Source organism: Cognatundibacterium curvum, from assembly GCF_014284235.1.
GTDB lineage: Bacteria > Pseudomonadota > Gammaproteobacteria > Burkholderiales > Burkholderiaceae_D > Undibacterium > Undibacterium curvum.
The window spans coordinates 141,912-166,597 of the sequence record NZ_JACOGD010000007.1 but is presented as its reverse complement, the minus strand read 5'-3'; the positions used below and the strand labels follow the sequence as shown (position 1 = coordinate 166,597).

Below are 24,686 nucleotides of genomic sequence, written 5' to 3'. Positions count from 1 at the left end.
ATGATATGTCTGGGATTTCACAAAACAAGCCAAATCGCAGTGTGTGGCCGCGTCCTGTAAGGTTGGGGTTGACGCTGGCGTCAGTGACGGCTCTGGGGCTGATTCTTAAAGTGACTACGTTATCGCCAGGTTTAGAAGGGATGTTTACAAAGTCAAGGCAAGACTTACAATTACCTTCGGCCAGCTTAGACATGGGCTTGCAGCCGCCAGCAACAAGCGATCCTACTCTGCATGCTATGGAGCCTTTTATATTGACTGATAGTGAAGGCAAGGAATTTCATCCGGACAGTCTGCGCGGTGAAACCGTCTTACTGCACTTTATGTACACGGCCTGTTCTTCAGTATGCCCGGGCGATACGGCAGATCTGGTGCAGATGCATAAGCAAATTCCTGCGAGCTACAGAAAGAAATTGCACATAGTCTCCATTACCGTGAATCCGGAATTTGATCAGGTACCGCAAATGCAAACTTATGCCAAGGCAATGCAGGCAGATAAGCCTGGTTGGACTTGGGTAACGGGGAGGGAAGAAGCGGTTCATCAGGTGCTCAGACGTTTTCGTGCTTTTGATGCCAGCGTCAAATCGCCCAAACCAACAGATCACATAGATCAAGTGGTGCTAATGGATGTTTATGGGCGCGTATTTCAGCGCTACTATGCGTCAAATATACGCTCCGGCCGCATATTGCAGGAAATGATGGTGTTAGACGATCTGATGCGGCCTTTGTTGCAAAAAAATCCAGCTTGACATCTCAGGTTTAAAAAATCGCTTTACGCGGCTTGGGATATACGCAGCAATTGTAGCGTAGTGCTTTAACCGGTATTTCTGAATGCAGAAGTTGAAAGCGTTTCATGACAAACCGCTGTGTATGCTGTGTTGCTGCCAAGTTTGGATAATTTGAACACAGTGATCGCAGTGATCAGACTTTTTCCATGTCTTCAGAGTCGAGCGCAATCACATGGGATTGCGGGTTGCCACGTTCGTCGTGCCATTCCCGCATTACGCAGGGATAGCCATCTTCATCCAATGCAACGACTTTGAAAAAATTTCCTATCATCGAAGAAATCAAAATCTGTTCCTCTTCCGGGAAGCTCGCGATGAAATCCGGACTAAGTTGTATGACTTTGACGATGTCACCCAAGCCTACTGCTTGATTACGGCAGTCCACCACACTGTGTTGTGTCATTTTGTATTCCTGTTTTTTGTAAATTGCCGCTATTGTAAAGCTTGCGCCGGGTGGCAACATAAGCCACCGAAAAGAAAATGGCTGACGAATCACGGGATTCGCCAGCCACGTTCATAGGACCGGATTAGTCTTAGCCAGCGGTTCAGCTGCGTGCGCTATTCTTTTCTCTGGCCACCCAATACAGTATTCCTGCAATGGCCAGATAGGGCAGCAGGGATAAGGCATCGGCATTCGGGCCATTGAAGAAAGGGTTATGGGCAGTTGCCCAGTCACCGATGGTTTTATCGAAATCAGTCAGAATGCCGGCGGTAAAGGCGATCACGATACCAGCCAGCGCGCCACCAGCAATATAACCGGATGACAGCAATACGCCGGAACTGCGGTCACCAGCTGCCTGCATTTCTTCTTCATTCAGATCTTTGTACTGATCCAGTTTGCTGTTACGTCTGTCCACCAGCCAGCGTATCATGCCGCCTATGAACAAGGGCGCAGAAGACGACAGCGGCAAATACACACCAACTGCAAATGCGAGCGATGGAATGCCAGCCATTTCCAGTACCAGAGCAATCATGACGCCGAACAGTACCAGCGTCCATGGCAATTGCTGATCCAGTATGCCTTTAATGATGTAGGACATCAGCACGGCTTTTGGTGCATCGTATTTCTTCACTTCTGAACCGTCAGGGCGTTTGTTGTAGGTACCGTTGATGCCCGGGTCAACCAGATACATGGCCTGACCTTCATTGTTGACCAGATATTTACCTGCCGGGCCGCCCACGGCATCATTCTTGTGCCAGACCTTGTAAGTTGCTTTATCTTGCTCAGCCTGTGGGCCTTGTAATTGTGCAGTTTCAGTGAGTTTGCCTGCATCGGTTTTCAATGCAGGTGCCACTTGGGCTGCAGGCACGTAGACCGTACCCGCATCATTGAGCTTGAGTAAAATCGGTCCCAGTATCAGTGCAGACGAAAAAGCACCGGCCAGAATGGCGTACTGCTGCAGCTTAGGCGTGGAGCCGACCAGGTAGCCGGTTTTTAAATCCTGAGAGGTGGTGCCTGCATTGCTGGATGCGATACAGACGATAGCGCCGACCGATAAAGCGGTCACATAATACTGACCACCGGTCCAGCCCATGACCAGAAAGATCAGGCAGGTAAATAACAAGGTGGCGACCGTCATACCGGAAATCGGGTTCGATGAAGAACCAATTTCACCGGTGAGGCGTGAAGAGACAGTGGCAAACAAAAAGCCAAACACCAGTATCAGTATCGCGCCCAGGAAATTCATGTGCAAAGGCGTGGCGAAAGTGATGATAGCGATAATCGCTAAGGCCCCGATGATGACCCATTTCAAAGGTATATCCTGATCGGTGCGCAAGACGCTGGCAGCATTTGCTGAGCCACTGCGCATGCCAGCCAGGCCGGCAGACAAACTGCGCCAGATGGTAGGCATCGCACGTGCCAGGCTGACCAGGCCACCCGCAGCAACAGCACCGGCGCCTATGTACAGAATGTAGGCACTGCGCACATCATGCGCACTCATTTCGCTGATCAGTTTGGTGCCCGGTGTCAGTGGCACGCTGAGCGCATCGCCGAAGAATTTAATCATCGGTATCAGCAACAGATAAGACATCACGCCGCCAGCTGCCATGACAGAAGCGATACGCGGGCCGATGATATAGCCTACACCCAGCAATTCCGGTGAGACTTCAGCACCGATGGAGCCGCCTTTGAGTGGTGCGCCGAAAACCGTTTCCGGCGTATCCTTCCAGCCCTTGAATGCTACGTTGGCAATCTTGTAGAACAGACCTAAACCAAATCCACCAAAGATGATCGCAGCGCGGCGATTGGCATCGGCCTGTGCATTCGGGTTGCTGCCTTCGCCAGCAGCTTCGCGTGAAGTATCTGTGGCTGCTGCTTTCAATACTTCGGCACAGGCTGTGCCCTCCGGATATTTGAGTTCGCCGTGCTTTTCCACGATCATGGTGCGGCGCATTGGGATCATCAGCAAAATACCGAGCAGGCCGCCCAGACAGCCTACCAGCATCACACGGGAGATTTCCAGATCAAAGCCCAGAATCAGAATCGCGGGCATGGTGACACCAAGTCCGAATGCCAGCGATTCACCGGCTGAGCCAGCGGTCTGCGTGATACTGTTTTCCAGTATGGTTGAATCTTTTCCGCCGAGTTTATTCGTCAGACGGAACAGTGTGATAGCGATGACCGCAACAGGAATAGAGGCGCTGACGGTCAGACCTACTTTCAGCACCAGATACAAGGAAGATGCACCGAAAATCATACCCAGGATGACGCCCATGATCAGGGCGCGGGGTGTCATTTCAGGCAAATTCGCACTGGCCGGAATATAAGGCCTGAACGCAGAAGCTGAGGTTTCTTTTGGCATGTTATTACCTTTTATTATGTGGAAAACCGGGCCTTGATCTTGATGCCACAGGCCCGCCTGATTTTTTGCATCCTGTCTCCGGTGATGGCAAAAAATGATGTGCGCATTATCACCGTTTTTTTACCGCCTCAGCAATGAAGATTTACTATCAAAACAATTTTGTTTGAAGTCATCGTTGTGATGTCCCACATCTGCAGGTTTTACTGCCTTACTTGTTCTTTCCTTCGGCGTCTGTTGCCAACTCTGGGTTGTCACTATGCGCTGACAGTGTGGGCAAATGCGTGATCCCGCGTATCAGTGGATGGCGCCATGCAATCAACGCTACGGCCAGTGCCACAAAGCCGGCAAAACCCAGTGCCACGCGCAATCCCAGATGCTCGCCCAGCCAGCCACCGATCAGGGCGCCAGGTCCGGCCGGTATCAGTATCAGCCAGCGCATGGTGCTGGTCATGCGGCCCAGCATGGGCTCTGGTGTTACTGCCTGGCGTAGGGCCAGGAAGTTAATAAAGATCAGCACGCCACCGACCGCAAACGCCATCAACATGGCGCCGAATGCTGCGATACCTATCCATCCGGCCGGGGCCAGGGCCAGTCCACCCCAGCCTAGTCCGCACACGGCAACACCTAGCACCATGCAAGGACCCGGCCCCAGTTTGCGGCTGATCCGGTGCCCGTAGATGCTTGCGGCGATGCTGCCAACGCCTATCGTCATATAACTGAGTCCCACCGCCTGTTCGGATAAGCCGAGCAGGCGTGTCGCAAACAGAATCTGCACGACCAGGGCAGCGTTATAGCAGAGCTGCCACATACCGACGGTACAGGCCAGTCCGACCAGCAAGGGCTTATTTATCACGAAGCGCACACCTTCTTTTAAGTCGCGCCAGAAATGACTGTCTGCTTTTTCAGGACGATGTTCTTCTATGTGTATGCCGCGCAGTATCAGGGCTGAGGTCAGTAACAGGATAGCGTCAGCCATCAGTGCCAGTGGGGCACTCAATAATTTAATCAATACCCCGGCTGCGGCAGGACCAGATACTTCTGCGCCGGAGGTGGCCAGCGCATTTTTGGCATGGGCTTCGACCAGGCGCTCGCGCGGCACAATTTGGGTCAGTACGATTTGCGCAGCGGTGCCTGCCGTGGTGTTAATGGCACCTATCATAAAACCGACCACATACAACCAGGTCATATTGATCACATCAAAATACCAGGCAACGGGGACACTGATCACCGCCAGTGCAATCATGGTTTCACCAGCGATATAAACCGGTAATTTCCGGACGCGGTCCAGCCAGACTCCGGCCGGCAGCGAGAGCAGTACAAAGGGCAGGGTCTCCATAAATGTCAGAATACCCATCTGGCTTGCAGTGGCGTTGAGCATCACGGCTGCGGTCAGCGGTAATGCCAGGATCGTAATTTGTGCGCCGAAGGAGCTGATCAGGATAGAGGTCCAGAGGCGACGATAAATCCTGTCGCGTAGCAGGTCGTTATTGGGCAGGCCACATAGTTTGAAAAAATAATTCATCATGATTTGCAGTGACATGATCCGCAGATCACATCATTCAGTTGGGACTTTTGCGCTACTGATTCAAGCATCGCACTGTGTGAAACAGCTGCTGTGAGAGTGTAGCGGTCACTGCCATCTTCAGTGTAGATGTACAGAAGATGGCGAAGAGTAAAGCCCGGTGTTAAGGCGAATATAGTGGTAAAAATTCTGTACCGCGTGATCGGTGCAGATGGAGCAGATGCGCGCTGTAATCAGTGTTAACACGGCGGTAAAGATAATCCGCGTTTACAATACTGGCTGACTGGCGGATGGGAGTAAACTTAACTTTGCAGCTTACACCACCTGTAACATGACTTAGCTGTCGTCATGCTGCAAATTCACATCATGCCGGAGCGTATTTTGCGGGAGGCGAGCCGCTGATCAAATACGTTCAGCGATGTATGAGTCGCAAATTCGTCAGAAGTTCCACAGACCGGAAAAAAGTAAATTTATGTTCGCACAAGCTATTGTCATGATCGACTTCGAAACCTCAGGCATGAGTCCGCTACAGGGCGGGCGTGTCACCGAAGTCGCCGCCTTACGTATAGAGGGCGGGGCGATTACAGATCGCTATGTTTCCCTGATCAATTGTGGTGTGCGCATACCCGGCTTTATTACCGAGCTGACCGGGATTACGCAGCGCATGGTCGACCGTGCGCCCCCTGTGTCTGAGGTCATGCCAGCTTTGCTCGATTTCATCGGCAATGACAGTCTGGCAGCGCATAACGCCAGTTTCGATGAGCAGTTTCTGAAAGTGGAAAGTGACCGGCTGGGTATGCGTCCGGCACATGATGGTCTGATTTGCTCGGTCAAACTGGCGCGCCGCGTGTTTCCTGGTTTGCCCAGCTATTCACTGGGTAAGCTGGCGACGTCCCTTGATATCCGGTTTCAAGGTGCGGCGCACAGGGCGGAGGCGGATGCCGAAGTTTCTGCACAACTGATGCTGAGAATCGCCAGTGAATTATGTGAACGCCACCAGGTCGACGCGATAGACCCGCAACTGTGTGTTCGCCTCAATCAGCTGACTGCCGCCAAATTGCCCGGATTTTTAAAACAATATTTTGAAACACAAAGGAATGCCCATGTCTGAGCCACAACGCTATCGCCATTTTAAAGGCGGTATCTATGAAATCGTCTGTGAAGCGACACAGGAAGCTGATCTGATACCGGTTATCGTCTACCGTTCTGCCAACGGCAGTATCTGGACCCGGCCGAAATCAGTATTTTTTGAGATGGTCGAGGTTGAGGGCAAGCTGGTGCAGCGTTTTACGGCCATCACATCGGATGCTGCCTGACATAGCTGGTCTGCAAAGTAATTCGGGTAAAGGGAAAAGAATGGATAGCATGGATCTGGATGTATTAAAAACCTGTGCACGCTGGCAGCAGCAGGGGCTGTCCTGCCTGCTGGTGACCGTGGTCACGACCTGGGGTTCCAGTCCACGCCCGGTCGGTTCCATGCTGGTTCTGAATGCGCTTGGCCAGGTGGCGGGTTCGGTATCCGGCGGCTGCATAGAAGACGATTTGATTGCGCGGGTGCAGCAGTTGGGTATTACACAGACAGTGCCAGAGTTGGTGACCTATGGTGTCAGCGCGGAAGAGGCGCACCGCTTTGGCTTGCCCTGTGGTGGCACCATACAGCTGGCGCTGGAACCAATAGCGCCGCTTAGTCAGATTGCTGAATTACTGAGTGCACTGGCTGCTGGTCAACTGACCAGACGCAGCCTCAATCTGCAAACGGGTGCTGTGCATTTAAGTGCAGCGCAGCCGTCTGCGCAACTGACTTTGCACGGCGATATGTTGGACACCATTCATGGTCCACGTTGGCGCTTACTGATCATCGGTGCCGGGCCTTTATCGCGTTTCCTGGCCAGTATTGCGACCGGGCTCGATTATCAGGTTACGGTTTGTGATCCGCGTGAAGAATACCGCAGTGACTGGAATTTACCCGAAGTCCCGGTGCTGCATGCCATGCCTGACGATCTGGTGATTGAGATGCAGCTGGATGCACGTAGCGCAGTGCTGGCCTTGAGTCATGACCCTAAACTTGATGACCTGGCGTTGATGGAGGCACTGAAGTCGCCGGCATTTTATGTGGGTGCTATTGGTTCACGCATCAACAACCAGCGTCGACGTGAACGTTTGAAAGAATTTGATTTGAGTGAGCAGCAACTGGCGCGTTTGCATGGGCCAGTCGGACTCTACATAGGCAGCAAAACGCCACCTGAAATTGCGATTTCTATTCTGGCGCAGATGACGGCGATCAAAAATGGTGTGGAGTTGCCTGACAGTGCAGGTGTTGCGCTTGCCAAGGAAAGTGCGCAGATCAGCATGTCAGGCGCCGCATGTGCGCTGAAAAGCGCATGAAATAAGACTATTCAATGCTTACACCAAGCGGGAAACAGAAATTTAAACGTATTTTCGCGTAAAATCGCGGCTAGACAAATAATTCTGCAGGGGAAGCACATGAGTATTAAATCAGATAAGTGGATACGTCGTATGGCTGAGGAGCACGGCATGATAGAGCCGTTTGAGCCGGGCCAGGTGCGCGCGCGTGACGGTCAGCGTATTGTCAGTTATGGCACGTCCTCCTATGGTTACGATATCCGTTGTGCTGATGAATTTAAAATTTTCACCAATATCAACAGCACTATCGTTGATCCTAAAAACTTCGATGAAAAATCTTTTGTCGATTTCAAAGGTGATGTCTGTATCATCCCGCCGAATTCGTTTGCGCTGGCACGCACTATGGAGTATTTCCGTATACCGCGCAGTGTATTGACGATCTGCCTGGGTAAATCCACCTATGCGCGTTGCGGCATTATCGTCAATGTGACGCCGTTTGAGCCGGAATGGGAAGGTTATGTGACGCTGGAGTTTTCGAATACCACACCTTTACCAGCGAAGATTTACGCGGGTGAGGGCTGTGCGCAGGTGCTGTTCTTTGAAAGCGATGAAGTGTGCGAGACTTCCTATAAAGATCGCGGTGGCAAATATCAGGGCCAGCATGGTGTGACTTTGCCTAAGACCTGATTTTCATTCTGCGTTCAATAAAAAATCCCGGCTTGCACAGACCGGGATTTTTTTTGCTGCCAATGTTTGTGTCGTCTCTGGATCAATCCATTTCAGCCAGCGTCTGATGGACAAACGCTGACAGTATCAGGCGTGCCTGTGGGCTCAGGTCAACGAACTCGAAGCCGTGGCGGAATTCCAAACCGTTCTCGGTCGGTGCCACTGAGCGCAGGATGACATTGAGCGACAGATACTCATCGCTACCCGCTGCGTTGACGCGAAATTTCACGGTGCCAGTATCGCCTTTGCGTCCCAGCTGACGTTTGATGATGCCGGATGTGCCGCCCATACTCAGGTCGCCCAGGGTTGCAGCAGCCGTTTGCTCAGGATTGCCTACCGTCACAGAGGCAATGATTTTTACGGTCGCGCGTGCCGCTTGTCGTATCGTGGTGGCGCGAACTTCTCTTGGGTAAGCCAGATGCAGGTAAGGGAAGGGCGAGTACACATATTTGATCAGCGAGCTGGTGAATGCATAGGCCTTTTTGCCGGGAAAAGCACGCACGATAAAGCCCTGGCCTTCGCGTATCAGGGCTGCTCTGCCATCCATCATGGGTGCGGTCAGCATCAATGATTTGTTTTTGGCGTAACCTATCAGCCTGACTGTGTAGCGTGTGCCGACATTGTCCTGAGTTTGCAGGAAAAAAACCTCTCCGACGTGCCAGCGTACACTGTCGAGCTCTATCACGCTTTCTTTGTTCAGCTCTTCTTGTTTAGGCGGATTGCCTGGCAGATTCGGAGGAGGAGTTGCCAGTGCTGGCTCAGCAGTAGCAGACAAAGTACTTGCTGCAGCGCTCACGGTAGCCGTGGCAGGTGTAAGCGGATCGCTCAATTTGGCTGGAATGCTATCCCAAAGAAAGTCTGCACTGCAGTAGCCCACTTCCAGTAAGTGATCAAGCTGCTGCTGGCTGTCTATGTGTAAGCCTGCTTCAGACAACATGTCGCCATCCTGATTGTAAACAGGCCAGGCCAGGGTCTGACCCACAGTAATTTCCGCATGTTTCAGCGACATCAGGCCTTGTACATCACCCATGTAATGGTTCCACTCGATTAGTTAAGCAAAAACTTTCAAAGAAAACGACGCATTAGACTCGCAGATAATTGTGCAATGATAATTTATTTAACTTGAAGGTGCACTGAAAACACACCGAAAATGCAAAAAGCACCTGTAGTCCTTGTCAGACTGCAGGTGCTTTTGCAACAGGACTAGGGCCTGTTAACCTTTAAATTGCGAGATGCGTTCAAGCCAAAACGTGGGCTGGCAAGGCGTGTGTCGCAGTCAGGGCTGGTGCCCCTGACAAGACACGCAACGCAGTCCAGCGCGCGTTCTGGCTTGAACCCGGAGGGAAAGGGGTAAAACAGCCGCATGGCGTTGTTGCATCCCGCTGACAGTGATTACACTGCTGCGCGGGCTGCGCCTAGCCCTGCAACTGTTTTACCCCTTTCGCACACGTAATTTAAATGTTAACAGGCCCTAACTGCAGCTGTGTTTATTTACTGATCGCTGCGTCCGACTTGACGCAATCGACATAATAGCCACGTTTACCATCGACTTCAGCTTTCACCAAGCCATGGCAATCGGTTTCGAAGCCAGGGAATTTTTCATTGAAGTCACGTACAAAGCGCAGATAGTCAACGATCGTACGGTTGAAGCGTTCGCCAGGAATCAACAGCGGAATGCCAGGTGGATAAGGCGTGAGCAGAATGGCTGTGACACGGCCTTCCAGCTCATCGATAGACACGCGCTCAATTTCACGGTGGGCCATCATGGCAAATGCGTCCGATGGCTTCATCGCTGGCTGCATATCAGACAAATACATTTCTGTGGTCAGGCGCGCCACATCATGCGCTTTGTACGCTTCATGTATGCCCTGGCACAGATCCTTCAAGCCTATGCCTTCATAGCGTGGATTTGCTGCTGCAAATTCCGGCAGTATGCGCCACATAGGCTGGTTCTTGTCGTAATCGTCCTTGAATTGCTGTAAGGCGGTCAGCAAGGTATTCCAACGGCCTTTGGTAATGCCGATGGTGAACATGATGAAGAAGGAGTACAGGCCGCATTTTTCAACGATAACGCCGTGTTCAGCCAGGTATTTGGTCACGATAGAAGCCGGGATACCGGTTTCACCGAATTTACCTTCCAGCGACAGGCCAGGCGTAACGATAGTAGCTTTGATCGGGTCGAGCATATTGAAGCCACTCGCCAGCTTGCCGAAACCATGCCAGTTGTCTTCGGCACGGATGATCCAGTCTTCGCGTGAGCCTATGCCGTCATCGGCAAATTCTTCTGGTCCCCAGACTTGGAACCACCAGTCTTTACCCCATTCCTGGTCAACCTTGCGCATGGCGCGGCGGAAGTCCAGCGCTTCCAGGATGGATTCCTCGACCAGTGCGGTACCGCCTGGCGCTTCCATCATCGCAGCCGCGATATCGCAGGAAGCGATAATCGAATACTGCGGCGAGGTCGAGGTATGCATCAGGTAAGCTTCATTGAAGCTGTCTTTATCCAGTTTGCGTGATTCCGATTCACGCACCAAAATCTGCGAAGCCTGAGAAATACCGGCCAACAGTTTATGGGTGGATTGCGTAGAGAAAATCATCGACTCTTTAGCGCGTGGGCGATCTTTGCCTATCGCATGCATGTCTTTGTAAAAGTCATGGAAAGTCGCATGTGGCAGCCAGGCCTCATCGAAATGCAGGGTGTCAATTTCGCCATCCAGCAAATCCTTCAACACTTCAACGTTGTACAGCACGCCGTCGTAGGTCGATTGGGTAATGGTCAGGATGCGTGGTTTTTTGTTCTTGGCTTCACGTGCAAACGGATTCGCCTCGATTTTCTTTTGTATGCTCTCCATGCTGAATTCTTCCAGCGGGATAGGACCGATGATGCCCAGGTGATTTCGCGTAGGCATCAGGAAAACCGGGATCGCACCACACATGATGATGGAATGCAGAATCGATTTGTGGCAGTTACGGTCAACCACGACGATATCGCCAGGCGCAACGGTAGAGTGCCATACCATCTTATTCGAGGTAGAGGTGCCGTTGGTCACGAAGTAGCAGTGATCTGCATTGAAAATACGTGCTGCATTGCGCTCAGATGCCGCAACCGGACCGGTATGGTCGAGCAACTGACCGAGTTCTTCTACCGCATTACAAACGTCGGCGCGCAGCATGTTTTCACCAAAAAACTGGTGGAACATCTGACCGATGGGCGACTTCAGGAACGCTACGCCACCCGAGTGACCAGGGCAGTGCCAGGAGTAAGAGCCGTCATTGGCATAATGCACCAGCGCGCGGAAAAACGGCGGCGCCAGGCTGTCCAAATAAGACTTGGCTTCACGGATGATATGGCGTGCCACAAACTCCGGCGTATCTTCAAACATATGAATGAAGCCATGCAGTTCGCGCAGAATATCGTTAGGGATATGACGTGAGGTACGGGTTTCACCGTACAGGTAAATCGGGATGTCCGCGTTTTTGTAGCGTATCTCTTCGACGAAGGCACGCAGGGACTTCAGTGCGTGATCGGTTTCTTCATCAGTGCCATCGCCGAATTCTTCATCATCGATAGAGAGGATGAACGCCGAGGCACGCGATTGCTGTTGTGCGAATTGAGATAAGTCACCATAGCTGGTAACGCCCAGGACTTCCATGCCTTCAGACTCGATTGCCTCCGCTAAAGCGCGGATGCCGAGACCGGAGGTGTTTTCAGAACGGAAATCTTCGTCGATGATGACGATGGGGAAGCGGAATTTCATGGAGGTCTCCAAAAAAGCTTGTTACAAGGGAGACGCCTGGGCAAGTTTGGTAACCGCTTGCGCGCCGAAAAATTCAAAGAAGCGAATTCTCTCAGATATGAGGCCGCTCATGTAAAAAATAGTTGCATTTTCTGCGCTCTGTACCAATTTCATGAGTCTGTCATGAAATCCAGAGACGCTCTGTGCACTGGGTAGCTTAATTTTGGTGGCGGAAATGAAAAATGGGTATGCTCAGATACCCATTTTTGAACTTGCCTGTAGCCTGAGTGACGATCAGAAGCGATAGCTCGCCGCAGAAAATACCGAGACTGCATTTTTGTCTATAACAAACGGGCTCTTAGCCGCATCGCCAGACAAACGGCTGTAGGAGGTACCGGTAGTCAGTGACCAGTTAGTATCGATAGTCCAGTGCCAGCTGGCACCAAGTTTGATATCGGACACACCTGCATTTGGTGTGAAAGTTGCGTAACCGCTGGCCTGCGACTGTTGTGGCGTCACGCCATAGTAGGACTGCATATAGCTGTTATTAGCCCAGTTGGCGCGCAACGAGGCACTGAGTCTGTGCTGAGGGTTGATCGCAGTCGAAATGCGGCCACCTAAGCTGACTTGTACACCATTATGGTCCACACCCGAGCCATAACGCACAGAAGACAGCAGGGTGTATTGTTCGCTCAGTGAGAAATTAAAAAACGCACCAGGCTCAATGGCGGTATTCACATCACCCAGGCCACGCAGCTTGGATGAGCGCGATTCATCACGCGCCGCTTCCAGCGACATGCGCAAGCCATACTGCATTGCTGCATTCTTGGAGAAGTTATAGCCCAGACCATTCACAGAGCTGAAGAAAGCGCCGCTTTTCCACTGCACATCAAACATAGGGTAAAGCGCGTAACGACGCTCATCCGAACCATGGTATTTAGGAACCGATAAGGCTACTGTTCCCAGCGAGTAGTTGATATCTTTAGGCAGATAGAACTCGGGGATGGTTTGCACGAACTCCGAAGTTTGTGCCTGTACTGCGGGCAGTGCTGCTGCGAGTAGCAATGCACATAGTAATTTTTTCATTATGTTCTCTTTAAATATGCATCCAGGCTAAGCCTGCCAGTACCACACCAATGCCAGCCGCACCATAAGAAGTAAATTGCAGCCATTTTTTCCTGGTCAACAAAGTAATCGCTGCCAGTGAGATTGCAATCTGTACTGCTGTCATGGCTTGTGCCCAGCGATGGTGCTGGTGCAGCGCATTTTCAGACGCATCTTCCCACTTATGGGATTCGGCTTCCAATTCCTCGGCTTTCTTTTTAATCTCTTCTTTTTCCGCTTTGTAGCGTGCGACTTCTGCTTTGTACTTCTCAGTATCGGCGCCAGGGATCACAAGTGCAAGCTCGGCGAGGTTTTGTTTGTTGCTTTTTGACTGATAAAAATTCCATTGATTGGAAGCCTCAGTCTTTTTGATGGCAGCGTTGTTTTTAAACATAGCCGCATCATTCTGGGTAGCTCCGCCTTCATAGCCAAACAGTGCGCCTACTGTTGCCATAATAGCAGTCATCACTGCGATGCGGCTGGCAAAATCGTCGCTGCCATGCTGGGCGACGTGTTCAATTTCATGGTCATGTGGACCATGTACATGAAAACCGTGTCCGGACATATTCGTTCCTTTTTTAATATGGGCTAGTGCTTCTGTGCGCTGCGGCTGATCATATTGCCGGTCTCACCATGCATCAAGCCTGATTTTTTTCGTAAGTAACAAAAGCATAATGCAATTGCTGGGTTTCTGAGTAGTGGTTTTCGCGCGCAGTTTCTTTCCATGTTTGCTTGTCTATGACGGGAAAAAAAGCGTCGCACTGAAAACTGGATTGTATTTCTGTAACGATCAGTTTGTCAGCCAGCCCGAGCTCCAGCACTTGCTGATAAATCTGCGAGCCGCCTATCACGAAAGCCTGCGCTGCGCCTATGGCATCGCGCGCGCGTCCCAGTGATGCGAAGACTTCCACTCCGGCATGCTGCCATTCAGGATTGCCGGAAATGACGATGTTACGTCGGTTCGGCAGTGGACGGCCTATTGATTCGAAGGTCTTGCGGCCCATGATAATCGGGTGACCACTGGTGGTTTTCTTGAAGTGTGCCAGATCTTCAGGCAAATGCCAGGGCAAGGTATTGTTGATGCCTATACCCGATTGCTGATCGGTTGCAACGATAACAGTCAAAGATGACATGAGAATGAATCCTTAGAAGCTTTAAACAGCGACCGGTGCTTTGATCGCTGGATGGAATTGATAATCCCTGAATTCGAAGTCATCAAACTGATAATCAAACAGTGACTCAGCTTGTCGTTTAATGACCAGCTGTGGCAAGGGCAGGGTATCACGCGATAACTGCAGCTCTACCTGCTCCATGTGGTTGGAATATAAGTGGCAGTCGCCACCGGTCCAGATAAAGTCACCCACGCCCAGGCCGCATTGCTGCGCCACCATATGGGTCAGCAATGCATAGGACGCGATATTGAACGGCACACCCAGGAAGATGTCAGCACTGCGCTGATACAGCTGACACGACAATTTGCCATCGGCGACGTAAAACTGGAACAGCGCGTGGCATGGTGGCAGTTTCATTTGCGGGATATCGGCCACATTCCAGGCCGAGACGATCAGCCGACGCGAATCAGGATTATTTTTAATCTGATCCAGCAGTTGCTGTATCTGGTCGATATGCTGACCATCCGGTGTCGGCCAGCTACGCCATTGCGAGCCGTATACCGGGCCCAGATCACCGTTCTCATCGGCCCATTCATCCCAGATCGATACGCCATTTTCTTTGAGATAGCGAATATTGGTGGAGCCTTGCAGGAACCAGATCAGTTCATGCACGATGGATTTCAGGTGTAGCTTTTTGGTGGTAACGAGCGGGAAGCCCTGATTCAGGTCGAACCGCATCTGATAGCCAAACACCGAAACAGTGCCGGTGCCGGTCCGGTCTGTCTTTGTGGTCCCATGATCACGCACATGACGCATGAAGTCGAGGTATTGGCGCATAGTCAGTCAAAATGTGAGGAAAAATCGAGGAGCTAGTATACACCCGAATGCACCCGAAATCGCCCCGCATTCCCCGCTATCCTTGCTCAATCAGGGTTAAGCAAGGGATCTTTACTTTCTTTGTCGCCGGGTGCTATCAGTGGCAGGCGGATTTCGAATTGTGTACCTTTATCCGGAATGCTGGACACGTTGATGTTGCCACCCAATACATTGGTAATCATATTGAAGGTGATACTCAGTCCCAGGCCGCTGCCACCCTGTCCGAACTTGGTCGTGAAGAAGGGTTCAAAAATACGGTTAACGATGTCTTGTGGGATACCTTTTCCGTTATCGCTGAAAATCAGCATCACGTAATCGCCCATTCTCTCTGCACTGCAGCGCATCAGTCCTGAGCTTCTGCCTTCCAGGCCATGAATCACAGAATTATTGACCAGGTTGGTAAATACCTGGCCTAAAGGACCAGGATAGCTGTCCATTTCTATATCGGCAGGTATGTCCAGCTCCAGTGTGAATGGCGTCTTGCGCAGGCTGGAGTGTAACAGCGCACTGAGTTCCTGTAGCATCACCAGTAGGCCGAAGCGGCGCCTTTGCGCGCTGGACTGATCGACCGCAACCTGTTTGAAATCGCCGACCAGATGCGCAGACTGTTGTAATCCACGCAGCAGTAACTTGGTTGAATCCAGTGCTGTTTCCGCATAACGCGTCAGGTCTGAACGGCGTATCTGGCCTTCTTCCACCATTTTCAGCAAACGGCGGGTTTCTTCTTCCAGGGTGCTGGCAACCAGCAGGCAGTTACCTAAAGGCGTGTTGAGTTCATGCGCCACACCAGCCACCATAGACCCCAGTGCTGCCATGCGCTCCACCCTTGCCAGCTCAGCCTGTGCATTGTTCACGTTATGGAGTGCAGCTTCCAGATTCTGGTTCACGCTTTCCAGCTCCTGGGTGCGTTGCCGCACCTTGGATTCCAGTGTGCCCGAGTATTCCAGCAACTGCTGATTTTTTATTTCCAGTTCGCCGAAAGAGTGTTGCAAAGCCTGACGTGTCGCTTCCAGGCTGTTGGCCAGATGGCCAAGCTCATCTTCACGATTTAATGCAATCGGTTCATTCAACTCGCCATTTGCCAGGCGGTCTGATTTTTCCATCAGGATTTTGACCGGTTTGACCAGACGCCATTGCAATACCATCAAGATAAAGATAATCGCCAATATCAGTGATAGCGCCGCGGTCGTCATATAGCGGCGAAAATCTGAGCGCAGGCTTTCCTGTAGCAGATCCTCTGCCAGTGTCAGTCTGACTTCGCCGATCACCTGGCCACCATGCGTGATTTCACGTGTTTTGCTGGTGAATGGGCCTTTTTGGGTGTGGCGACGGGTATCGTTTTTGATGAATTCTTTGCGGTCGGGCAGGGTAATGACTTCTATGCTGGCAACCCGTGGATCGGAGTACACCACCTCGCTGGAAATATTGGCAATTTCCGGAGTGATTTGCCACAATGGCTCGGACAGAATGACAGACAGGATGCCAACCAGGCGTTCATGGTCGTCTTTGTTTTTGCTGCGTACCGCTTCCTCTATCGTATTGAGTTGATACGGAACCAGAACTGCAGCAGGTACAGTTAGTCCGAATATCACCGCAAGGATGATGGCCAGTCTGAGGGAAATGCGACTGCGTAGCGCGGCAAGCAATTGTTGAAACCTCATTGTTCTTCCTGTGAGCATTACTTTATTTGAATTTGTTGCTATTGTTGCAACTTGCGCCAATCAGCAATGCCATTAATCAAAGCAATTTCAGTTCCCTATAGGACTTACTCAAAATTGTCCCAGCAAGGCATGGCGACGCAGGCAGTACGCATAGTACGACAAGGAGCCATAACGCCGCTGGGGCGGTTTTGCGTAAGTCTAACCCTAACCTTACATTGGCAGCCCAATCATACTAAAAGCTTTTTTTCATTAGGGCAAGTTTAGTTATTGTTAGCAACAAAAAACAATGTGTAGTCTGAGGATTTGTCGCGAAAATGTAAAAACAGCCCGGCAACGGAATTCGTATGCTGAGCTGTTTTTATTGAATTTTCAGGTGATACAGTCAATCAATGGTGTTCGCGCGCATGATTGATCGTGTATTTAGGGATTTCTATCGTAATGTCTTGCTTGCCGAGTTTGACCTGGCAAGAGAGGCGTGAAGTCGATTCCAGGCCCCAGGCGGCATCGAGCAAGTCTTCTTCATCATCAGTCGATGCATTCAACGACTGAAATCCTTCACGTATCACTACATGGCAAGTGGTGCAGGCACAGGACATTTCACAGGCATGTTCGATTTCTACATCGCTTTCGACCAGTGCTTCGCACAGTGATTTGCCTTCCGGTGCGTCAATCACAGTCCCTTCCGGGCAAAGTTCAGGGTGGGGCAGAACGATAATTTGTGGCATGGTATTTCCGATTCGGTGAGTTTAAGCGATGTCGTCCAATTTTTTTCCGGCCAGAGCTGAGCGTACACTCTGATCCATGCGACGGGCCGCGAATTCTTCAGTGCCTTCAGCCAGTGCGCTGATGGCAGCATGTAAGCCCTGATGGTCGCTACCTGCCATCATCAACCTGACTTGTTGCATTAATTGTTGAATAGTTTCTGTTTCTGCCGCAGACAGCAACTGACTGTCGGCGTCAAAAGCAGATTGTGTCGCCAGCAGTATACGCTCGGCTTCTACCTGCTCCTCGAGCAAAGCGCGTTGCTGCATATCGGCATCGGCGGCGCCAAACGAATCCTGCAACATGCGCGTGATGTCATCGTCGGCTAGACCGTAAGAAGGTTTGACCGTGATACTGGCTTCAACGCCTGAACGTAATTCGCGTGCCGACACGGACAGCAAACCATCGGCATCGACCTGATAAGTAATCCGGATTCTCGCAGCGCCTGCCGCCATCGCCGGAATGCCACGTAATTCAAAGCGCGCCAGGGAACGGCAATCGCTGACCAGCTCACGTTCACCCTGTACCACATGGATAGCCATCGCGGTTTGTCCATCTTTGAAAGTGGTGAATTCCTGGGCGCGTGCGCAAGGGATGGTGGAATTGCGCGGGATGACTTTTTCAGCCAGCCCACCCATGGTTTCTACACCCAATGACAATGGGATGACGTCTAGTAACAGCCAGTCATCACCGGGAGCACGATTACCTGCCAGCAGATTGGCCTGAATCGCGGCACCCAGAGCAACCACTTTGTCAGGGTCGATATTTGCGAGTGGCGTGGTCTGGAAAAATTCGCCGACCGCTTTGCGTACATGTGGCATGCGGGTCGCGCCACCCACCAATACCACGCCGTCAATGTCGTCAGCGGATAAGTCCGCGTCGCGCAAGGCTTTGCGGCAAGGTGTGATGGTTTTGAGTACCAGATTCTGCGTCATTTCAGCAAACTGGCTGGCGCTCAGTTGCAGATGCACGGCTTCGCCGGAATTGAGTTTTGCGTCGATAAAAGTACTGGGCTTGCTGGATAAAATTTCCTTGGCTTCGCGCGCCTTCATCATCAGCATGCTGGTATCTTCGTCTGACAGAGGTGCTAATTTGGCTTCCTGCAAGATCCAGCAAAACAAACGGTGATCAAAGTCGTCGCCACCGAGTGCAGAATCGCCGCCGGTAGATAATACTTCAAACACACCCTTACTCATTTTGAGTATGGAAATGTCAAAGGTGCCACCGCCGAGATCGTACACGGCGTAAGTGCCTTCCGAAGCATTATCCAATCCGTAGGCGATAGCAGCTGCAGTCGGTTCGTTCAGCAGGCGCAATACGTTCAGGCCTGCCAGTTTGGCGGCGTCTTTAGTGGCCTGGCGTTGAGCATCATCGAAATATGCAGGAACAGTAATCACCGCGCCGACCAAATCATCGCCGAGTGCATCTTCCGCCTGCTGGCGCAGCGTGGCCAAAATCTGGGCTGAAACTTCAACCGGACTCTTGATGCCAGCGATGGTTTTTAACTGCACCATGCCAGGTTCATCGTGGAAATCGTAAGGCAGATTTTCGGCATAGGCGATATCTTTCAGGCCGCGACCCATGAAGCGTTTTACCGAGGCGATGGTATTTTTCGGATCATTACTTTGTTCGGCCTGTGCCTTGAAGCCGATATGGGCATGGCCGTTCGGCAGATAGCGCACCACAGACGGCAGCAAAGGCCGGCCTTCTTCATCGTTGAGCACTTCAGGAATACTGTTGCGTACTGTGGCAACCAGAGAGTTAGTCGTGCCCAGATCGATGCCTACCGCCAGCCGGTGCTGGTGAGGTGCGGTGGACATGCCCGGTTCAGAAATTTGCAGTAATGCCATGGTGTCTAAGGATGGAGGCCATCAACAAAGTGGCGCGCTGTGGCGCCGGTTATTCGGTAGCCGGCTGCGTCAGTCATCCAGCGCGGCGATATCAGCCAGAAATTTTTCCAGGAACATGCAGGTACGTATCAGTCCGGCCGCTTCGCGATATTGTTCGTTATCGAGTGCGAGACCAACCTGAGTCAGTTGCTGTCTGAGCGTATTGCGCAACTCGGTTTCCAGCTGCAGCAACGCTGCGCTATTCTGGCCGTGGCGCGCATCATCAAAGGCTTCGCGCCATTCCATTTGTTGCATCAGGAAGGCAGCTGGCATACTGGTATTGGATTCTGTTTCCAGATCGACGCCATGTATTTCGCACAGATAGCTGGCACGCTTCAAGGGCTTTTTCAGGGTCTGGTAGGCTTCATTGGCACGCGTCGCCCATTGCATGGCAACCCGTTTTTCTGCTTCGCTGGCCTGCACGAACTTATCCGGATGCACCTGGCTCTGGACTTCGCGATAGGCCGCATCGAGTTGTGCCATATCCAGCGAAAAGCGCGGCGCCAACTGAAACAGCTCAAAATGATTTTGCATAGGATTCAGTCTGGCCAGGCTCAGATACGGAAGCTTTCGCCGCAACCGCATTCATCTTTCACGTTAGGATTGTAGAATTTAAAGCCTTCGTTCAGGCCTTCGCGCGCGAAGTCGAGTTCTGTGCCATCGATATAAGGCAGGCTTTTGGCATCGACAAAAACCTTCACACCATGGGACTCAAATACCTGATCTTCACCACTCATTTCATCCACGTATTCAAGCTTATAAGCCATGCCGGAGCAGCCGGTCGTGCGTACGCCAAAGCGCAGGCCCAGGCCTTTGCCACGGCGTTCCATATAACGAATGACATGCTTTGCTGCTTTTTCAGTGAGTGTGATAGCCATGGTGATTTCCGTCTTTACTGCTTCTTATCCTGAGGTGTAACTGATGCCGTAGCGGGGGCAAGCCTGAACCCAGGTTTGCCCGCGTAACTTATTCGGCGCTGTGCTTGTTCTTGTAATCCAGGACCGCAGCTTTGATTGCGTCTTCAGCCAGGATGGAGCAATGGATTTTCACTGGTGGTAAGGCCAGTTCTTCAGCAATCGCAGTATTTTTAATTTCCAGTGCCTGATCCAGCGTTTTACCCTTGACCCACTCTGTCACCAGAGAAGAAGAGGCGATAGCAGAGCCGCAGCCATAGGTTTTGAACTTGGCATCTTCGATCACGCCGTTAGCGCCAACCTTGATCTGCAATTTCATCACGTCGCCGCAGGCAGGTGCACCAACCATGCCGGTGCCTACACTGTCGTCACCTTTTTCAAAAGCGCCGACGTTACGTGGATTTTCGTAGTGATCTAAAACTTTATCTGAGTAAGCCATGATGCTATTCCTTTATTCCTGACGTTAGACCTGACGGGCGTACCCGTCAGTAGCTGGGTTGAGCATTAATGCGCGGCCCATTGTATGGTTGAGATGTCGATGCCATCTTTGTACATGTCCCACAAAGGCGACAATTCACGCAATTTTTCTACTTTGGTTTTCAGCAGATTAATCGCGAAGTCGATGTCTTCTTCAGTGGTGAAGCGGCCTATCGTGAAACGGATAGAGCTGTGCGCCAGTTCATCGCTGCGGCCCAGTGCGCGCAGTACATATGACGGTTCCAGGCTGGCCGAAGTACATGCAGAACCGGACGATACCGCGATATCCTTGATCGCCATGATCAGTGATTCGCCTTCTACGTAATTGAAGCTGACGTTCAGATTGTGCGGTACGCGGTGATCCATATCACCATTCACATAAGTCTCTTCAATCTGTTGCAAGCCTTTTGCCAGGCGGTCACGCATAGTGCGGATGTGAGCCAGTTCGCTTTGCATTTCTTCTTTAGCGATGCGGAAAGCTTCGCCCATGCCTACGCATTGATGCGGTGCCAGTGTGCCGGAGCGGAAGCCGCGTTCATGACCGCCACCATGCATTTGCGCTTCCAGGCGCACACGTGGTTTGCGGCGTATGTACAAAGCGCCTATGCCTTTCGGGCCATATGATTTATGTGCAGAGAAAGACACCAGATCGACTTTGACTTTTTCGAGGTCGATTTCGACTTTGCCAGTTGCCTGCGCCGCGTCAGAGTGGAATACGATGCCTTTTTCACGGCACAGTTCACCAATTTCTGCGATAGGCTGAATCACGCCGATCTCGTTGTTGACCCACATGACCGAGATCAGGATAGTGTCAGGACGGATCGCGGCTTTCAACTGTTCTATTGTGATCAGGCCGTTATCCTGCGGTTGCAGATAAGTCGCTTCAAAACCTTGACGTTCCAGTTCACGTACAGTATCGAGTACTGCTTTGTGTTCGGTTTTGACGGTAATGATGTGCTTGCCCTTGGCTTTGTAGAAGTGCGCAGCACCCTTGATCGCCAGGTTATTACTTTCGGTTGCGCCCGACGTCCAGATGATTTCACGCGGATCAGCATTGACCAGCGCGGCGACATTGCCACGTGCTTCTTCCACTGCCGCTTCCGCATCCCAGCCATACATATGGCTGCGTGAAGCCGGATTACCAAACTGCGCACGCAGGAAAGGAATCATCTTATCGGCTACGCGCGGATCAACCGGCGTGGTCGCCGAGTAGTCCATGTAAATAGGGAAGTGCGGTGACTTCAGCGTGTCCAGCAGACTTTGTTCCAGAGGGGCGTTCATTCAAGACTCCAAATATCAGGGTGCAGTATGGCTGACATGCTGGCTGTGCATGACAACGACTTGGTTTTCCGAGGTTTTTTGTTTTTGCTGATTCACCAGATCCTGCAAGGAGACCGAATCGAGGTAATCAACCATTTTTGCATTCAGTGTTGCCCATAAATCATGGGTCATACAATGCAGGCCATTGGCATGATCACTGCCGTGGCAGTTGCCTTTGCCACCACACTGGGTGGCATCCAGCGGCTCATCGACGGCGATGATGATATCGGCGACGGTCACATGCTGGGCTTTCCGGGCAAGATTATAGCCGCCACCGGGGCCGCGCACAGACTCGACAATTTCATGGCGGCGTAACTTACCAAACAATTGCTCGAGATAGGATAAGGAGATATCTTGCCGCTGACTGATGGCAGCAAGCGTCACCGGTCCTTTGTCCTGGCGCAGAGCCAGATCTATCATGGCGGTGACGGCAAATCGTCCTTTGGTGGTGAGGCGCATAATGTGGCTCCGGGTGTGCCCTAAGGCATTCGTGCTAATAACCTGAGTTGTTGAGCAATTTGATCAAGTATAACAAACTTGAGTGATTCTGTCAGGAATGCCCTCAAAACCCGAAGTGCCCCGGCGCGGATGTGGAGTTACCTCTGCAAGAGGTCTCGGTCTGCGCTTTATGTCCAGTCCGTATCCAGAAATAACTGTTCTACTTTGGTTCTGGCCCAGGGCGTTTTACGCAGAAATTTCAGACTGGAGCTGATGCTGGGCTCAGATTGGAAGCAGCGTATGGGCACATGTTGAGCCAGACCGGGCCAGCCATAGCGCGCCTGTAACCGGACCAGCAACTGTTCAAGTGTGATGCCATCGAGGCTGTTATTGGGCATAAACTTCCCTGATTTTTTCGGAGTCGCATGATACCGCCGGGATGGTGTGCGTGCAATGAGGCTTTGTGCGGTCCATGCAGAATCTCAGGGTTCTAAAAAAGAAAAAGCCCCCTGGGGGGGGCTGAACTTGTGTAGTGTCGTTTTTATTAGTATTTTGTTGCTTAGATATCGAAGCTGATGCCCTGAGCCAGTGGCAGCGCATGGCTGTAATTGAAGGTATTTGTCGTGCGGCGCATATAGGCTTTCCAGGCGTCGGAACCGGATTCACGGCCACCGCCGGTATCTTTTTCACCGCCGAATGCGCCACCAATCTCAGCACCGGACGGGCCGATGTTGACGTTGGCAATGCCGCAATCGCTGCCTGTAGCTGACACAAAGCGCTCCGCTTCACGCATATCGGTAGTGAAGATAGATGAAGATAAGCCTTGCGGTACTTCGTTATTCCAGTCTATCGCCTGATCCAGGTCGCTGTAGCGCACGATGTACATGATGGGCGCGAAGGTTTCATGATGCATGGTTGTGGTCTGGGTCGGCATTTCAACCAGTGCCGGACGCACATAATAAGCCGCTTCACAGCCTGCAACATTCACACGGTCACCGCCGAATACCTGACCTTGTTCCGATTTGGCGACCGCCAGGCTGCTTTGCATCGCATCGTAGGAACTGGCATCGACCAGCGGGCCGACTAGGGTAGTTTTTTCCAGCGGATTGCCGACTGGCAGACCGGCGTAGATTTTTTTCAGGCGTGGCACCAGGGTGTCGTAAATGCTGTCGTGCACGAACAGTCGACGCAGGGTGGTGCAGCGCTGACCGGCTGTGCCAACTGCAGAGAAGGTGATGGCGCGTACGGCCATTTCCAGGTCTGCACTCGGTGCCACGATCATCGCGTTATTGCCGCCCAGTTCAAGGATGGTACGGGTCAGGCGACGTGCGCAAACTTCAGCTACTTGTTTGCCCATGCGGGTGCTGCCGGTGGCGCTGACTAACGCGATGCGTTTATCCTCAACCATTTGCGCTCCGCTGTCGCGGCCGCCTATGATGATTTCGGCCAGTCCGTCCGGTGCGTCGCTACCAAAGCGTGCAACTGCTTTCATGAATAAGGCGTGGGTCGCAATCGCGGTCAACGGGGTTTTTTCAGACGGTTTCCAGACCACGCTGTCGCCGCAGACAAAGGCCAGCGCGGCATTCCACGCCCACACTGCGACCGGGAAGTTGAATGCGGAAATGACGCCAACCACACCGACCGGATGCCATTGTTCCATCATGCGGTGGCCTGGACGTTCCGATGCAATCGTCAGGCCGTATAACTGGCGCGACAAACCGACTGCGAAATCGCAGATGTCGATCATTTCCTGTACTTCGCCTAAGCCTTCTTGCAGGATTTTGCCTGCTTCCATCGTGACTAACTGACCGAGTGCTGCTTTGTGGGTGCGCAGTTCCTCGCCAAACAGGCGTACCAGTTCGCCACGGCGTGGTGCCGGAATGCTACGCCATTGCAGGTAGGCTGCATGCGCTTTAGTGATACGTGCCTGCACTTCGCTGGCAGAATCCGCACGCAGGCTGGCCAGAGGTTTGCCATCTATTGGGGAAATACTGTGAATGGCTTCACCCTGATAGTCGGCAAGTTGAACGCCGAGTTCACTCAGCAGTGCTTGAATAGTTGGGCTTGTCATAATGTGCTCTTGATAGGTTAATCGGCAGGGTGAGTGTGATGCTATCCTCATCCTGCGTGGCAGGCAGAAACGGCGTCAGTGTGACACAAGCGAGGTGCCTGTGTCAGCCTGACGCCGGATCAGGTCG

General features: G+C 51.9%; 24 protein-coding genes. 5 read left to right on the top strand and 19 right to left on the bottom strand.

All coding sequences use genetic code 11. The annotated features are described in order from the left end of the window. Positions 1-5: 5 nt before the first annotated feature. Positions 6-746, top strand: a complete 741-nt coding sequence (locus H8K43_RS14245; RefSeq protein ID WP_186904454.1) for an SCO family protein — start codon at positions 6-8, stop codon at positions 744-746. 172 nt (positions 747-918) lie between these two features. On the opposite strand, the gene H8K43_RS14240 is transcribed toward H8K43_RS14245, so the two are convergent. The 3 genes from H8K43_RS14240 to H8K43_RS14230 all read right to left on the bottom strand — a co-directional run bounded on the left by H8K43_RS14240 (position 919) and on the right by H8K43_RS14230 (position 5,111). Beyond that, positions 919-1,185 carry a hypothetical protein gene (locus tag H8K43_RS14240; protein ID WP_162021045.1) on the bottom strand — a complete coding sequence of 89 codons (267 nt, stop codon included), beginning with the start codon at positions 1,183-1,185 and terminating at the stop codon, positions 919-921. A 142-nt stretch (positions 1,186-1,327) separates the two neighbouring features. Then, the gene (locus tag H8K43_RS14235) at positions 1,328-3,586 is read right to left on the bottom strand and encodes an OPT family oligopeptide transporter (RefSeq protein ID WP_186904453.1); all 2,259 of its coding nucleotides are present in this window, start codon (positions 3,584-3,586) and stop codon (positions 1,328-1,330) included. A 208-nt stretch (positions 3,587-3,794) separates the two neighbouring features. Then, positions 3,795-5,111 (bottom strand): MFS transporter, encoded by a 1,317-nt coding sequence (locus tag H8K43_RS14230; protein ID WP_186904452.1) that lies wholly within the window; start codon positions 5,109-5,111, stop codon positions 3,795-3,797. 469 nt (positions 5,112-5,580) lie between these two features. Here H8K43_RS14230 and H8K43_RS14225 point away from each other — a divergent pair, with 469 nt between their 5' ends. The 4 genes from H8K43_RS14225 (at position 5,581) to dcd (ending at position 8,159) form a co-directional block, all read left to right on the top strand. Then, entirely contained in the window at positions 5,581-6,219 is a 639-nt protein-coding gene (locus H8K43_RS14225; protein ID WP_186904451.1) for a 3'-5' exonuclease, read from the top strand. Next, positions 6,212-6,424 carry a DUF1653 domain-containing protein gene (locus H8K43_RS14220; protein WP_186904450.1) on the top strand — a complete coding sequence of 71 codons (213 nt, stop codon included), beginning with the start codon at positions 6,212-6,214 and terminating at the stop codon, positions 6,422-6,424. The genes H8K43_RS14225 and H8K43_RS14220 overlap by 8 nt, the downstream gene beginning before the upstream one ends. 40 nt (positions 6,425-6,464) lie before the next feature. Further along, entirely contained in the window at positions 6,465-7,493 is a 1,029-nt protein-coding gene (locus tag H8K43_RS14215; protein WP_186904449.1) for an XdhC family protein, read from the top strand. A gap of 99 nt (positions 7,494-7,592) precedes the next feature. Continuing rightward, on the top strand, positions 7,593-8,159 hold the full coding sequence (gene dcd, locus H8K43_RS14210; RefSeq protein WP_186904448.1) for a dCTP deaminase: 567 nt from the start codon (positions 7,593-7,595) through the stop codon (positions 8,157-8,159). Between the two features lie 82 nt (positions 8,160-8,241). Here dcd and H8K43_RS14205 read toward each other — a convergent pair whose 3' ends face one another. The 16 genes from H8K43_RS14205 to amaB all read right to left on the bottom strand — a co-directional run bounded on the left by H8K43_RS14205 (position 8,242) and on the right by amaB (position 24,559). Continuing rightward, the gene (locus H8K43_RS14205; RefSeq protein ID WP_186904447.1) at positions 8,242-9,228 is read right to left on the bottom strand and encodes a flagellar brake protein; all 987 of its coding nucleotides are present in this window, start codon (positions 9,226-9,228) and stop codon (positions 8,242-8,244) included. 457 nt (positions 9,229-9,685) lie between these two features. Next, complete coding sequence (locus H8K43_RS14200) at positions 9,686-11,956, bottom strand: arginine/lysine/ornithine decarboxylase (RefSeq protein WP_186904446.1); 2,271 nt, start codon at positions 11,954-11,956, stop codon at positions 9,686-9,688. A gap of 273 nt (positions 11,957-12,229) precedes the next feature. Then, the gene (locus H8K43_RS14195) at positions 12,230-13,021 is read right to left on the bottom strand and encodes a MipA/OmpV family protein (protein WP_186904445.1); all 792 of its coding nucleotides are present in this window, start codon (positions 13,019-13,021) and stop codon (positions 12,230-12,232) included. A gap of 10 nt (positions 13,022-13,031) precedes the next feature. Continuing rightward, positions 13,032-13,604 (bottom strand): DUF4337 domain-containing protein, encoded by a 573-nt coding sequence (locus tag H8K43_RS14190; protein WP_186904444.1) that lies wholly within the window; start codon positions 13,602-13,604, stop codon positions 13,032-13,034. 73 nt (positions 13,605-13,677) lie between these two features. Next, positions 13,678-14,172 carry a dihydrofolate reductase gene (locus H8K43_RS14185; protein WP_186904443.1) on the bottom strand — a complete coding sequence of 165 codons (495 nt, stop codon included), beginning with the start codon at positions 14,170-14,172 and terminating at the stop codon, positions 13,678-13,680. A gap of 21 nt (positions 14,173-14,193) precedes the next feature. After that, positions 14,194-14,988, bottom strand: coding sequence for a thymidylate synthase (locus tag H8K43_RS14180; RefSeq protein ID WP_186904442.1), 795 nt, complete (start codon positions 14,986-14,988; stop codon positions 14,194-14,196). An 86-nt stretch (positions 14,989-15,074) separates the two neighbouring features. Beyond that, positions 15,075-16,688 carry a sensor histidine kinase gene (locus tag H8K43_RS14175; protein ID WP_186904441.1) on the bottom strand — a complete coding sequence of 538 codons (1,614 nt, stop codon included), beginning with the start codon at positions 16,686-16,688 and terminating at the stop codon, positions 15,075-15,077. A 386-nt stretch (positions 16,689-17,074) separates the two neighbouring features. Further along, entirely contained in the window at positions 17,075-17,413 is a 339-nt protein-coding gene (fdx, locus tag H8K43_RS14170; protein WP_162021031.1) for an ISC system 2Fe-2S type ferredoxin, read from the bottom strand. Positions 17,414-17,434: 21 nt separating this feature from the next. Then, positions 17,435-19,300, bottom strand: a complete 1,866-nt coding sequence (gene hscA / locus H8K43_RS14165) for a Fe-S protein assembly chaperone HscA (protein WP_186904440.1) — start codon at positions 19,298-19,300, stop codon at positions 17,435-17,437. A gap of 69 nt (positions 19,301-19,369) precedes the next feature. Continuing rightward, positions 19,370-19,873 carry a Fe-S protein assembly co-chaperone HscB gene (hscB, locus tag H8K43_RS14160; RefSeq protein ID WP_186904439.1) on the bottom strand — a complete coding sequence of 168 codons (504 nt, stop codon included), beginning with the start codon at positions 19,871-19,873 and terminating at the stop codon, positions 19,370-19,372. A 20-nt stretch (positions 19,874-19,893) separates the two neighbouring features. Further along, positions 19,894-20,217 carry an iron-sulfur cluster assembly protein IscA gene (gene iscA, locus H8K43_RS14155; protein WP_162021028.1) on the bottom strand — a complete coding sequence of 108 codons (324 nt, stop codon included), beginning with the start codon at positions 20,215-20,217 and terminating at the stop codon, positions 19,894-19,896. An 88-nt stretch (positions 20,218-20,305) separates the two neighbouring features. Continuing rightward, positions 20,306-20,692: a Fe-S cluster assembly scaffold IscU gene (gene iscU / locus H8K43_RS14150; RefSeq protein ID WP_162021027.1), complete on the bottom strand. Its 387-nt coding sequence runs from the start codon at positions 20,690-20,692 to the stop codon at positions 20,306-20,308. Positions 20,693-20,757: 65 nt separating this feature from the next. Beyond that, positions 20,758-22,011, bottom strand: a complete 1,254-nt coding sequence (locus H8K43_RS14145) for an IscS subfamily cysteine desulfurase (protein ID WP_162021026.1) — start codon at positions 22,009-22,011, stop codon at positions 20,758-20,760. Positions 22,012-22,026: 15 nt separating this feature from the next. Beyond that, positions 22,027-22,509 carry a Fe-S cluster assembly transcriptional regulator IscR gene (gene iscR / locus H8K43_RS14140; RefSeq protein ID WP_162021025.1) on the bottom strand — a complete coding sequence of 161 codons (483 nt, stop codon included), beginning with the start codon at positions 22,507-22,509 and terminating at the stop codon, positions 22,027-22,029. 167 nt (positions 22,510-22,676) lie between these two features. Beyond that, on the bottom strand, positions 22,677-22,886 hold the full coding sequence (locus H8K43_RS14135) for a VF530 family protein (protein ID WP_186904438.1): 210 nt from the start codon (positions 22,884-22,886) through the stop codon (positions 22,677-22,679). Between the two features lie 161 nt (positions 22,887-23,047). Beyond that, entirely contained in the window at positions 23,048-24,559 is a 1,512-nt protein-coding gene (gene amaB / locus H8K43_RS14130) for an L-piperidine-6-carboxylate dehydrogenase (RefSeq protein ID WP_186904437.1), read from the bottom strand. Positions 24,560-24,686 lie beyond the last annotated feature (127 nt).

Excerpts from the sequence above, each read along its gene's own strand:
- H8K43_RS14245 (WP_186904454.1), top strand. The coding sequence starts at position 6 with ATGTCTGGGATTTCACAAAACAAGCCAAATCGCAGTGTGTGGCCGCGT.
- H8K43_RS14240 (WP_162021045.1), bottom strand. The coding sequence starts at position 1,185 with ATGACACAACACAGTGTGGTGGACTGCCGTAATCAAGCAGTAGGCTTG.
- H8K43_RS14235 (WP_186904453.1), bottom strand. The coding sequence starts at position 3,586 with ATGCCAAAAGAAACCTCAGCTTCTGCGTTCAGGCCTTATATTCCGGCC.
- H8K43_RS14230 (WP_186904452.1), bottom strand. The coding sequence starts at position 5,111 with ATGATGAATTATTTTTTCAAACTATGTGGCCTGCCCAATAACGACCTG.
- H8K43_RS14225 (WP_186904451.1), top strand. The coding sequence starts at position 5,581 with ATGTTCGCACAAGCTATTGTCATGATCGACTTCGAAACCTCAGGCATG.
- H8K43_RS14220 (WP_186904450.1), top strand. The coding sequence starts at position 6,212 with ATGTCTGAGCCACAACGCTATCGCCATTTTAAAGGCGGTATCTATGAA.
- H8K43_RS14215 (WP_186904449.1), top strand. The coding sequence starts at position 6,465 with ATGGATAGCATGGATCTGGATGTATTAAAAACCTGTGCACGCTGGCAG.
- dcd (WP_186904448.1), top strand. The coding sequence starts at position 7,593 with ATGAGTATTAAATCAGATAAGTGGATACGTCGTATGGCTGAGGAGCAC.
- H8K43_RS14205 (WP_186904447.1), bottom strand. The coding sequence starts at position 9,228 with ATGGGTGATGTACAAGGCCTGATGTCGCTGAAACATGCGGAAATTACT.
- H8K43_RS14200 (WP_186904446.1), bottom strand. The coding sequence starts at position 11,956 with ATGAAATTCCGCTTCCCCATCGTCATCATCGACGAAGATTTCCGTTCT.
- H8K43_RS14195 (WP_186904445.1), bottom strand. The coding sequence starts at position 13,021 with ATGAAAAAATTACTATGTGCATTGCTACTCGCAGCAGCACTGCCCGCA.
- H8K43_RS14190 (WP_186904444.1), bottom strand. The coding sequence starts at position 13,604 with ATGTCCGGACACGGTTTTCATGTACATGGTCCACATGACCATGAAATT.
- H8K43_RS14185 (WP_186904443.1), bottom strand. The coding sequence starts at position 14,172 with ATGTCATCTTTGACTGTTATCGTTGCAACCGATCAGCAATCGGGTATA.
- H8K43_RS14180 (WP_186904442.1), bottom strand. The coding sequence starts at position 14,988 with ATGCGCCAATACCTCGACTTCATGCGTCATGTGCGTGATCATGGGACC.
- H8K43_RS14175 (WP_186904441.1), bottom strand. The coding sequence starts at position 16,688 with ATGAGGTTTCAACAATTGCTTGCCGCGCTACGCAGTCGCATTTCCCTC.
- fdx (WP_162021031.1), bottom strand. The coding sequence starts at position 17,413 with ATGCCACAAATTATCGTTCTGCCCCACCCTGAACTTTGCCCGGAAGGG.
- hscA (WP_186904440.1), bottom strand. The coding sequence starts at position 19,300 with ATGGCATTACTGCAAATTTCTGAACCGGGCATGTCCACCGCACCTCAC.
- hscB (WP_186904439.1), bottom strand. The coding sequence starts at position 19,873 with ATGCAAAATCATTTTGAGCTGTTTCAGTTGGCGCCGCGCTTTTCGCTG.
- iscA (WP_162021028.1), bottom strand. The coding sequence starts at position 20,217 with ATGGCTATCACACTCACTGAAAAAGCAGCAAAGCATGTCATTCGTTAT.
- iscU (WP_162021027.1), bottom strand. The coding sequence starts at position 20,692 with ATGGCTTACTCAGATAAAGTTTTAGATCACTACGAAAATCCACGTAAC.
- H8K43_RS14145 (WP_162021026.1), bottom strand. The coding sequence starts at position 22,011 with ATGAACGCCCCTCTGGAACAAAGTCTGCTGGACACGCTGAAGTCACCG.
- iscR (WP_162021025.1), bottom strand. The coding sequence starts at position 22,509 with ATGCGCCTCACCACCAAAGGACGATTTGCCGTCACCGCCATGATAGAT.
- H8K43_RS14135 (WP_186904438.1), bottom strand. The coding sequence starts at position 22,886 with ATGCCCAATAACAGCCTCGATGGCATCACACTTGAACAGTTGCTGGTC.
- amaB (WP_186904437.1), bottom strand. The coding sequence starts at position 24,559 with ATGACAAGCCCAACTATTCAAGCACTGCTGAGTGAACTCGGCGTTCAA.